Genomic DNA, 10709 nt, shown 5'->3' on the forward strand with positions numbered 1-10709 from the left:
AATCAGGCTCGCCAATACGTAAGGTGACGGGGGTGTTCAAGTAGACCAGAATCGGTGTTCAAGTAAACCAGAATATGCAGAGGGATGGTGCAACCACTGAGCCTGTTGCTGATGGCATCTGCGACACGCTCTTCAAGTGCAGGTGATGACGCTTTGACTTCTACACTGTGCGCCCCTTTTTTCGCCAGGCCTGTATGGTCATCGTTATGAAACACGGTTTTTACATTAGGGAATAATGCTAACGATTCATTAAACATCTTGATAACGGCCTGGGTATTGGTTTCTGGATGGTCGCCGCCATAGAAAAGTTTTTGAGGATCGCGATTTTGACCGCCAGCAATTGCAGCAGGCATTGGATTTTCCTCTCCGAAGAAGTGTTTAAATACACCATGTTTAAGCAAAGAATACTTAATGAACTTACCAATCAGTTTCAGATAGAATGTGATTGGCGATTGTTCTTCAGGTGGATTCATAAAAGTATTCATTTCTTCCCATACTCTTTCCAGGTCTCCGCTGGGATGTAATTCATAAGCACTCTTACTTGTCGGAAAGTTACGATTGGGATCCACATTGTTTTGGTTGCAGCGGTCACTGTAGGATGCGCCCCACGGGTTGACAGCTGGAATAAATAATATCGCTGTATTGGCTGGAAGTTGCTGTTCACCTTCAGAAAGCCTTTGTATCAAATCACATTGGGTCTTAATGGCAATTCTCGCTTCAGAGCCGTGCAGGCCGCCTGTCAGGCTGACTAACGTTTTAATGGTGTCAGGTTCTCCCTCGTATATCAGGAAGCCGCGCATTGCTAATGATTCACCATTTAAACCGCCATCAGAAATGTCACTGAGCTCCGCCACCTTGCCTGCACATCGTTTGTGACTACCAGGTTGTTGAGCGTTTTCTGCGTATTGGTTAGCGCGGTCCGTAAATTCCTGCATCGCTTCATAGTAGGATTTTGGCAAGATTTTCGTGTTTCGATCTTGAATCAGTGGGTTGCTGTGGGATCTTGCCAGGGGGGGCAGGCCTTGGTTCATATAGCTTTTGATTGTCACTTCTGGATGTGGGGCAAGGTCTTTGCCTGATCTTTGCGTGTCACTCATTGATGGCAGGCCTATCACCGTGCCCTTAGCTGCTGATGCCATGACGTTCTCCTGTATAAGTGTCTCAATGGGTAGAACGTGATTTAGCACTGTCATTCCAGCGATTGTTATAACAATCCGGTTGTCTTTTCTGTTTAATTAATCAGAGTGAGAGATAAGGAATACCTGAGGAGCGTATGAGTAATAAAACGTTGCAGATGACAGAGCAGCTTGGGCGATATCTCATAGAAACTGGCTGTAGAGAATCTGATGTATTAACCCGGTTACGGACTGAAACAGCGCAGCGGCAAGATTTCATTATGCAGATTGCGCCTGAACAGGGGCAATTCATGGCATTGCTGGTCCAGTTGGTCAATGCGCGCCGTATTATTGAGGTGGGTGTGTTTACAGGCTATAGCTCTCTTGCTATCGCTGATGTGTTGCCTGACGATGGCTATATCCTGGCCTGCGATATCAATCCTGACACTACGGCTATTGCGAGGCGTTACTGGCAGGCTGCCGGTGTTGATGGAAAAATTAACCTGCAGTTGGCGCCCGCGCTGGAAACCCTGAATAACGTACTGGCGGATGGCGAAGCCGGCACGTTTGATATGGCATTTATTGATGCTGATAAATCGTCCTATGACGATTACTATGAGTGCTGCCTGAAGCTGTTGCGCCCTGGTGGCCTGGTTATTCTCGATAACATGTTATGGAGTGGTCGTGTCGCTGAAGAGGGCGGTGATGCGGATACTGACGCACTCAAGGCGATGAATTGGAAAATTCATCAGGATGACCGGGTGGATATGGTTTTACTGCCACTGGCTGATGGTATCATGCTTGCACGTAAGCGATGATGGCTTGGCAAGTGGTGGGCGGTAGCAGGTTGTGGATGTTTTCTGGATGGCCTCGTCGAGCCGTTACAGCATTAGTCGGGAACATTGCACTCTGGCTGAATATAAGTCCGTTGAGCATGGGTGGTTTCATGGCGTGTCGCCTGACTCGGTGTATGTCAACCAGGGCGAAAAGAAATAAACAGCAAAAGAAAAATATTCTTGTTGTTTGTTACTTAACGTGTATTGATATCTGTATTTTCAGGCATCACTAGCCTAAAGCGATCAAGAGGAAGATTGTGGACGTCTTCTACCTTGATATGCCAAGTGTTCCATTTGAAATGTTGCGCAGCAGGAATGCTGCTTATGGCCGTCCATGCTCGATAATCAAAAGAAATATCTGTGAACCATTGTTTGAAGATTGAATGATTTAAAATTTTATTCAGCTTCATACAGGCTTCTGATTCAGATGGAGAATGACCATTGCTAATACTTGTTGAACATTCGGATCCTATATTTGTAGGAATGTAATAGGATGTGAAAAACCCTTTTTGGTTGAGTGATTCGATGCAGGGAGTCAGATCATCCCCCTCCTCTATTGATGAGGAAGGGAATGCTACCAAAGTGTGAATATCAGAGTATAAATTTTTTGATAGCTCCCTTTCGATAGTTTTGCAATTATCAAGGGTATTAATGTTTTTTGCGTCTATCCAGAGACTCATTCTTTTGTTTTTTTGTGTTTTGACTATTTTTGCAATCTTTTCTAGGGATATTCCAACAGGGGGAATGGAAGGATGGGTTATTATGGTACGATTGTTTGTTATGATCATGTCTATTTCCAGACAATTGGTTAATGCGGCTCCTCTTAATGCCTTGGCTATGGAGTTAGATCGATGATAGCAAATGCCAATATCATTGGCAGAAAATTCTCTTAGTAGAATGTTGTGTTTTGTTGCATCATCTGTCAGGTCTCTATGGTGATTGTCTGTACTTATGCGGGTTCGGATTGAGCCATAGCCAGCCCCGAAATTCCTGATAAGAATGTCTTTATGGTTACAGTTGCCTACACCTATTTGGCAAGGCGTGTGAGTTGTACCATCAGCTATTTTATGAATATGAATACCTAAAAATTCAAGGATCGTATCGGGCAGTTGTGACAGTGTGGAAAATATATTGTTCTCTAAACGCTTTTTTGTTTTCGAAAATAAGTCAGGGTTTTCTTGGACAGCAGCATCATTAAAATACACAAAGAAAGGTATTTGAGCCATTTCTGGTAAAAATCTAGATGAGTCATGTCCTCTCCCTGAGTAAGGTGATTCGCCATGATCTGATAGGTAGACAAATATCATAGGAGCAGTTTGCTTTTTTACGTAGTTCAAAGCTGTGGATATGTTGGAATCAATGTATGAAATGGCGCTGTCGTAGGATTCGATCATATCCAGCAGGTCAGCTTTTATCCTTGAGCCAACAATTCCTTCATGATCGATGTTGGAAAAATAACTGTCGACTGGCGTATGAAATGAAGTGGGGATAAAGCGCTTATAGTGACCATGGCCGGCATATGAGTGGAAAACATAAAAAGCAAGATCGTCCTGTTCCATTGCAGGTATTTTCTGCGTTATAACCTGTTTCAGGTAAGTATGATCGAGGTCCCTGTCGAGAAAGTGGCTGAGGTTCCCAAGATTAGCCGTAGCTGTGTTGGAATAGTGCTCTATAGCGTCTTTAAATATGATGGAAGTCGCAAGATTCCATGTGCCTGACTTACTCTGGTTGCTGAAAAGGTAGGTGTTGATATTAATGCTTTTTAACAGGCTCGGTAGAGGAATTTGCTTTCTATCATAAATCGGTGTGTTACCAATCAAACTTTTTTTATTGGCGGGGATGCTCAGTGCCTCAAGGATAGACGGCGTAGTATGCGTATGCGTTGACCACACATTTTGACCCACAATAAAATGCGGGTTCTCCCGTTTAAACCCTTCCAGCTTTGGTGTCGTCTTCCTGGGGTAGCCATATATTCCCATGTGCATTGATGAAGTGCTTTCACCGATATAAAGGAAGACGGATGTACCCTTAGAGGCGGTTTCAACGGTTGTGGTTAATGCGCTGTCATGAAAATTGTTCTGTAATGTTTTTTGAAAGGTCGTGCTTCTAATGACGGCTTGGGCTGTAGTGCTGATGGATGATATGGGTAATAGAGCAGTGAGTGAAATAATCGTTAGAATTTTTAATGAGTAATAGGCTTTTTGAAACCCATTTTTTTTATGTGTTATCACCCAGCAAATATACCAGAGTGAGAAATAGATGATGTAGGTTGTAATCCATAGTTTTGTGTATTGCCAGTCAGTCGCTGATGCTGTGGATATGATGGTTTTTAGCCAGAAAAATGCTTCGTTGATGGAAAAGTGATTTGCTTCATGAAAGGAATCTACGGCTAATAATGGAATGATTTCCATGATTGGTCCGATTAAAAATAAGTAGAGTAGTGCGAGTGTTATTGAAAATAGGCTTTTTTTTATTTTGTTTTTTGTGTAAAAGAATAATCCAAGATGCAAGAAACCTAGTGTGGGCAACCAGGTTGACTTGGTTTTCCACAGTGCCATAAGCGATTCTATAAATAATTCATTCATTACTGCTAGCTGTAAGAATTGATTTTTTGGGGTCGTTTTTTGTTTTTATATTGCGAAAGTATAGTTTAGATGCAGCACTGTTATCAGCAGTCCGCTGTTTTTTTGTGTTTGTTTGATAAATAGTGAGGTGTAGATTTTATGCTTTATGTCATTTGCTTGTTTGTAGTGTGGATTTCATTGAAAGTATGGTGTGGTGGGTATCAGCGGTTAAAATTTCTCTTTTAAATCAGTATTAAACATCAATTTATGATGCGAACAACACAGCTTGATATTCAGAACAGGAATAGATAGTGATACTGGCGCCGGTTCAGAAAAACAGGAATCCATCAGGGTTATGGCTTATCTAAAAGCATGGAGGTAGAAAAACGTCATTAAACCAGCCAGCGATAGGCTTATTTACCTCTAAATACTTTGAGTCTGATGATAAGGCTTCGATTCCTAAAATGGTAGCTCATGCCTATCTCGTTTTTGAGCATGCAGATAGTGGTAATACACTGGTGCTAGACCCAACCATTAATGCAACGCTATCGAGAGTAACACCCGACATCATAGGGTTTGCTGAACTTAAGTATCAAATTCGCTCAGCACTTGAACAGCAGCATAAATATTCAACGATGGGCAAGAATAGACGTCACAATCAAGAAAGCGTCTGTACATTTCCAGGTGCTGGAGAGTTCATGCCGCATGATTCATATCTTGTTATAAATAGTTATATATACGATTCAGACAGCAGCTCTGGATGTACCCTTGAAGATGTGACTGACTGCCTTTTCAATACCATGTATAGCGCGAATACGAATCCTGTGATTACGTATGATGAATGTAAGCCGAGTCATCATCCAGTAGCACAGCATAAAGTAACGTCGTATCAGTGTATGAGGCAGCTACCTTGAAATGAGATAGCTGCCTCTTGTAAACGTATTTAATGCTCGAAATCAGGCATCGATACGTTTGTACTTGATCCGGTGCGGGCCGGCGGCGTCAGGACCCAGGCGGGCAACGCGATCGGCTTCGTACTCGGTGTAGTTCCCTTCGAAGAAGGTCACCTTGGAATCCCCTTCGTAAGCCAGGATATGAGTGGCTACCCGATCCAGGAACCAGCGGTCGTGGGAGATCACCATCGCACAGCCGGGGAAGGCCAGCATGGCTTCTTCCAGGGCGCGCAGGGTTTCCACGTCGAGGTCGTTGGAGGGTTCGTCCAGCAGCAGCACGTTGCCGCCTTCTTTCAGGGTGCAGGCCAGCTGCAAACGACCGCGCTCACCACCGGACAGTTCACCGACACGCTTCTGCTGATCAGCGCCCTTGAAGTTGAATCGGCCGATATAGGCGCGGGACGGGACTTCATAGCCGCCAATACGCAGGATGTCAGAGCCTTCGGACACCAGTTCCCAGACGGTTTTCTTGTTGTCCATTTCGTCGCGCATCTGTTCGACGAAAGCGATCTTGACGGTGTCACCGGTTTCGATGCTGCCGGAATCCGGTTGCTCGCGGCCCATGATCATCTTGAACAGGGTGGACTTACCGGCACCGTTACCACCGATGATGCCGACAATCGCACCCTTCGGTACGCTGAAACTCAGGTCGTCGATCAACAGACGGTCACCAAAGCCCTTGGTGACATTATTGAATTCGATGACCTTGTCGCCCAGACGCGGACCGGGTGGAATGTAGATTTCGTTGGTTTCGTTACGGCTCTGGAAATCCTGGGACTGCATTTCCTCGAACCGGGCCAGACGGGCCTTGCTCTTGGACTGACGGCCCTTGGCGTTGGAGCGCACCCACTCAAGTTCGTGCTCCATGGCCTTGCGGCGGGCGTCCTGCTGCTTCTGTTCCATTTCCAGACGCTGTTCTTTCTGCTCCAGCCAGGAGGAGTAGTTGCCCTGGTAGGGGATGCCTTCGCCACGGTCCAGTTCCAGGATCCAGCCGGCGGCGTTGTCCAGGAAGTAACGGTCGTGGGTGATGGCAACCACGGTGCCGGGGTATTCGCACAGGAACCGTTCCAGCCAGCCGACGGATTCAGCGTCCAGATGGTTGGTCGGTTCGTCTAGCAGGAGCATGTCCGGGCTGGCGAGCAGCAGGCGGCACAGGGCCACACGGCGGCGCTCACCACCGGAGAGGTTTTTCACCACAGCATCCCACTCGGGCAGGCGCAGGGCATCGGCGGCGACGTCCAGCTTGCGGTCCAGGTTGTGGGCGTCAGCAGCCTGGATGATGTTTTCCAGACGGGCCTGCTCGGCAGCCAGCTTGTCGAAATCCGCGTCCGGGTCGGCATAGGCGGCGTAGACTTCCTCCAGTTTCTGCTGGGCTTCCTTTACTTCGCCCAGGGCTTCCTCAACCACTTCGCGGACGGTTTTTTCAGGATCCAGCTGCGGTTCCTGGGGCAGGTAGCCCACGTTGATGTCGGACTGGGCGCGGGCTTCACCGTCGAATTCGGTGTCAACGCCGGCCATGATGCGCAGCAGGGTGGATTTACCGGCACCATTGAGCCCCAGTACGCCGATTTTGGCGCCGGGGAAGAAGGACAGGGAGATGTCCTTCAGGATCTGGCGCTTGGGTGGCACGACTTTGCTCACCCGGTTCATGGTGTAAACGTATTGAGCCATTTCAGAATTCTCTTAAAATCACCTTAAAATACAGACTTTTTAGCATCTAACCTATTGATAATAAACAAAAAGCTGTTTTCTTTATGTTAGCCTCAACAGTCCCGCCAAGTCCCTGTTAGTCTCACGAATTCCTACTGAATCCAGGATTTTTTTGCCCAAGGGTTTGCCCAAATTTGCCCAAAATATGACCTGTACATGATATATTAAGGACTTCCGACTAGGACGACGGAAGGGAGAAATCATGGGACGTACAAAAAAGCCATTATCTAACACTGCCCTTGGCAATGCCAAACCGAATGAGACTGAGTACACACTGGCCGATGGCAGCACCGGCCTTACGGTCAGGGTATTTCCCTCAGGTCGAAAGGCGTTCAGTTGGCGATATGTGGATACGTTCAGGGAAGGCAAAATGTCGCGCATCGAATATGGCGATTATCCTGCCCGCACCCTCTCTGATGCAAGACGTATCCACCTCATGGCCAAGGCAGCCCGTAGTAACGGCCTGGATCTGAAAGACCCTGAAGTATTAGACGATTTAATTACCCGAGCGACTGGCGAGCAGCGAAAGGTTGTCAGTGGAGCTATCTACACCGTCAGTAAGCTGGTTGATGATTACTGGGACGCTCATGTGGAACCCAATATCAAGCATAAGGCTCCGTACCAAAGCCGGATCAAGGGCTATGTACTGCCAGCGCTGAAGGATTACCCCGCCAGTTCTGTGCCCGATCATGCTGTAAAGAACATGCTGGTGCGGATAGAAAAAGAGAAAACCCTGCAAACCCGGACCGATGTGGCACGTTTTGCTTCGAGTATGTGGGAGTGGGGTATCAGCAACTTCAAGGTTAAAAGTAACCCCTTTGCGCATCTGGGCATAAAACGAAGAAATCGTGTTCGCAAGCAGTTCTACTCGATGGAGGAGCTGCGCATGCTGCTGTTGAACCCAGACGGTTGCCCGCTACCTGATAACGCCATGCTGAGCATGAAGGCCCTTATTCTGTCAGGTGTTCGTTGTATGGAGTTGTTTGGCGCACAGATACGTGAATTCGACTTCGACACCGGTATCTGGACAATTCCGGCAGAGCGTTTGAAAAAGAACAAGCAAGCCGTGTTGAATCAGGGCGAAGGGGAGGATTTCCGTATTCCTATGTCTCGCCAGTTACAGCAGGTAATGAAGGTCTGCATTGAGCGGTTCAGTAACAAGACCCATGTATTTGGAGCCAAGCGGGAATACAATGATCGAGGACGTTGGCGGAGAAATCCTGACACGGGCCATATGAGCACTCGATACTGGCGCACCAAGGTCAATGGATACCGGGCTCATTATGGTATTACCAACCGGAACAACCATGATTTCCGGCGGACGCTGGAAACTCAGCTGGGTAATCTTGGTACGCCTGACGGTGTGACGACGGCTGTTACAGGCCACAGCAGGGAAGGTATGTCACGAGTGTATAACCAGGCGAGGCAGACACAGGTGATTCGGACGGCATTCCAGCTCTGGGCTGACTTTATCGATCATATCTGTGCAGAGCCGCCTCATGTGGCAAAAATGTTTGATGCCCAGGTGCCAGGGGAAGTATTACAGCTTATCTATGAACGGTATTATTTTCAGGGGTATCTGGTTGATAAGTTGGGTGAGTATCATCTGGAGCGGGTGTAACGACTTAGCTGATTATTACCGACTATGTGAGGTTTAAAGGGAAGCTGTTCACTATGGAAAAGCAGAAGACTGGAAATACGAAAATACTGGATAAATCTGTCCAGAAGGCTCGGGCTGCTCGACTAAAAACCATATATAGTCAAAAGAAAAAAGAACATGGATTGACTCAGGTAAGGCTAGCCGAAATGCTTAATATGAAGCAGTCATCTGTGGCGAAATACTTGATGGGGGCTATCCCACTCAACTATGAAGCCATGGTTATGTTCTCCAAAGCTTTGGGCTGTAGTGTCTACGATATTGAGCCAAATGATGAATATTTTGAAAGAATATTTGTAGAGCAGCCTCAGCTAATAAGTGTAATAGGCTCATTAAGCGGCTCTATACCAACTGAAATTTTAGTGGAGATTACTTCAGGTAATAAGTCGTCTGTTGCAATAGCCATTGACCAAGATACCCCGTTTCAATTTGGTGCCCCTAAATATGCGGTATTAGTACCTGGATTTATCCCAACTCAAAATCTCTATGCGGTGCGTATGAAAAAGGGCGACGGTGGCTTCTTACTATGTAAGATGGCTGAAAACGGTCTCGATTATCTCACTGGCGAAAAATTTAGAATTCTTTTCCAGGATAGTACTCCCCCGACATGTCTTCTAAGAGATGAGCTTTCGTTCATTGCTCCAGTTCATCAATTTCTCTACTGAGACGATATCTTTAACTCTCTGATTATTAAGGGTTAAATGAGTTTTTCCCTCACAAATAATCAGTCATAGCGCCTTGTAAAAACTAAAAATAAGGTGCTTCCGTTGAAAAATATTCCCCCAGGCTATATTATGAAAGTATCTCATTTCCAGCAGGTCTTAGTCAGACCAGAAATGGGCGGTATGCCTAGGAGGTGTTGGCATAAAAATAATGAGCCATGTTACGGAGAAAACCTATGGCTAAAAAACCCACCATCCCCATTAGCGTTGTATGCAGGGATGCAAACGAGTTGGAAGACTTGGCGGCAAGTCTTCCCAATGGAAGCCCCAGTGAGTCGCTCATCTACACCAAATGGATAAAGCTGAAGACGGTCATGCGGTTGACCCATTACAGCAAGTCTTCCATATACCGGCTGATCCAGCTCGGTGAATTTCCGGAACCAGTGCACATATCTCCCCGTCATGTAGTTTGGCGTCTGGAAGATGTCATGCGCTGGATGTCGGAAAAGGAAGGACCGGCGAATGATGAGGTGTTTGGTGATCAATGACGCCATGCAACGAGTTCGAAGGCTTTACGCCTTCGAACTGCTCCAGACAATGATTTTCACAACGACCACAATATAAGGAGATTAATTATGGTCAAGGTACCTGTCGAAAAGCCAGATCTCACACTGCAGTTCTTTCAAAATCTTACCGGAGAAGAAAATCCGGTTCTTACAATCAATGTATTCCCCGAAAAGCATGGCTGTATGGTACGGCCTGATATTTTTCATGGGCACTACGATGAAGTTATGCAAAAGGCCAAAAGACTTAATGATCAAGGTGCATGCGTCGCCCACTGCATTAATAAGACCGATCTCAAAGGGCGAAGTAGTGAGCATATCACAGAAGTACGCACGCTAGTGGTTGATATTGACACTGTACCATTGAATGATGGGTTGACCGCCTTAGGTGATATCGGCATTGAGCCGCACGCAATAGTGGAAACAAGCCCCGGTAGATTCCATCTGTACATATTTGTGGAAACCAACTTTCCAAAGAAGGTGTTCAAAGCTATTCAGAAAAGGCTGAATCGATTGACTGGTGGTGATCCGAATGTTTGTGATATTACCAGAGTACTGCGCACACCGGGCTCCTTAACTCCCGCTTAACGATCTGAAGAAGTAAGGCTAAATTGAATGAAGAGAGCGTCCCCTGTGCTCTTCAGGCAAA

The 10709-nt window shown here is 46.4% G+C and carries 8 protein-coding genes; 5 read left to right on the plus strand and 3 right to left on the minus strand.

Features of this window, described 5'->3' with window-relative positions; translation table 11 throughout:
• Positions 1-2: 2 nt before the first annotated feature.
• On the minus strand, positions 3-1139 hold the full coding sequence (locus ABD892_RS13585) for a DUF2817 domain-containing protein (protein WP_345196325.1): 1137 nt from the start codon (positions 1137-1139) through the stop codon (positions 3-5).
• Between the two features lie 134 nt (positions 1140-1273).
• On the opposite strand from ABD892_RS13585, the gene ABD892_RS13590 reads away from it, so the two are divergent.
• Entirely contained in the window at positions 1274-1933 is a 660-nt protein-coding gene (locus tag ABD892_RS13590) for a class I SAM-dependent methyltransferase (RefSeq protein ID WP_345196327.1), read from the plus strand.
• Positions 1934-2145: 212 nt separating this feature from the next.
• On the opposite strand, the gene ABD892_RS13595 is transcribed toward ABD892_RS13590, so the two are convergent.
• Together ABD892_RS13595 and ettA are read right to left on the minus strand one after the other, a co-directional pair.
• Positions 2146-4536 (minus strand): sulfatase-like hydrolase/transferase, encoded by a 2391-nt coding sequence (locus tag ABD892_RS13595; RefSeq protein WP_345196328.1) that lies wholly within the window; start codon positions 4534-4536, stop codon positions 2146-2148.
• Positions 4537-5471: 935 nt separating this feature from the next.
• Entirely contained in the window at positions 5472-7139 is a 1668-nt protein-coding gene (ettA, locus tag ABD892_RS13600; protein WP_345196330.1) for an energy-dependent translational throttle protein EttA, read from the minus strand.
• 241 nt (positions 7140-7380) lie between these two features.
• Here ettA and ABD892_RS13605 point away from each other — a divergent pair, with 241 nt between their 5' ends.
• The 4 genes from ABD892_RS13605 to ABD892_RS13620 all read left to right on the plus strand — a co-directional run bounded on the left by ABD892_RS13605 (position 7381) and on the right by ABD892_RS13620 (position 10648).
• The gene (locus ABD892_RS13605; RefSeq protein WP_345196331.1) at positions 7381-8799 is read left to right on the plus strand and encodes a tyrosine-type recombinase/integrase; all 1419 of its coding nucleotides are present in this window, start codon (positions 7381-7383) and stop codon (positions 8797-8799) included.
• A 53-nt stretch (positions 8800-8852) separates the two neighbouring features.
• Positions 8853-9500: a helix-turn-helix domain-containing protein gene (locus tag ABD892_RS13610; protein WP_345196333.1), complete on the plus strand. Its 648-nt coding sequence runs from the start codon at positions 8853-8855 to the stop codon at positions 9498-9500.
• A gap of 233 nt (positions 9501-9733) precedes the next feature.
• Positions 9734-10045, plus strand: coding sequence for a helix-turn-helix transcriptional regulator (locus tag ABD892_RS13615; RefSeq protein ID WP_345196334.1), 312 nt, complete (start codon positions 9734-9736; stop codon positions 10043-10045).
• 87 nt (positions 10046-10132) lie between these two features.
• Positions 10133-10648: a DNA-primase RepB domain-containing protein gene (locus ABD892_RS13620; protein ID WP_345196335.1), complete on the plus strand. Its 516-nt coding sequence runs from the start codon at positions 10133-10135 to the stop codon at positions 10646-10648.
• The last annotated feature ends 61 nt before the right edge of the window (positions 10649-10709 follow it).

Source organism: Kistimonas scapharcae (assembly GCF_039540975.1).
GTDB classification, from domain to species: Bacteria; Pseudomonadota; Gammaproteobacteria; order Pseudomonadales; family Endozoicomonadaceae; genus Kistimonas; species Kistimonas scapharcae.

Excerpts from the sequence above, each read along its gene's own strand:
- ABD892_RS13620 (WP_345196335.1), top strand. The coding sequence starts at position 10,133 with ATGGTCAAGGTACCTGTCGAAAAGCCAGATCTCACACTGCAGTTCTTT.
- ABD892_RS13610 (WP_345196333.1), top strand. The coding sequence starts at position 8,853 with ATGGAAAAGCAGAAGACTGGAAATACGAAAATACTGGATAAATCTGTC.
- ABD892_RS13590 (WP_345196327.1), top strand. The coding sequence starts at position 1,274 with ATGAGTAATAAAACGTTGCAGATGACAGAGCAGCTTGGGCGATATCTC.
- ABD892_RS13615 (WP_345196334.1), top strand. The coding sequence starts at position 9,734 with ATGGCTAAAAAACCCACCATCCCCATTAGCGTTGTATGCAGGGATGCA.
- ABD892_RS13605 (WP_345196331.1), top strand. The coding sequence starts at position 7,381 with ATGGGACGTACAAAAAAGCCATTATCTAACACTGCCCTTGGCAATGCC.
- ABD892_RS13585 (WP_345196325.1), bottom strand. The coding sequence starts at position 1,139 with ATGGCATCAGCAGCTAAGGGCACGGTGATAGGCCTGCCATCAATGAGT.
- ettA (WP_345196330.1), bottom strand. The coding sequence starts at position 7,139 with ATGGCTCAATACGTTTACACCATGAACCGGGTGAGCAAAGTCGTGCCA.
- ABD892_RS13595 (WP_345196328.1), bottom strand. The coding sequence starts at position 4,536 with ATGAATGAATTATTTATAGAATCGCTTATGGCACTGTGGAAAACCAAG.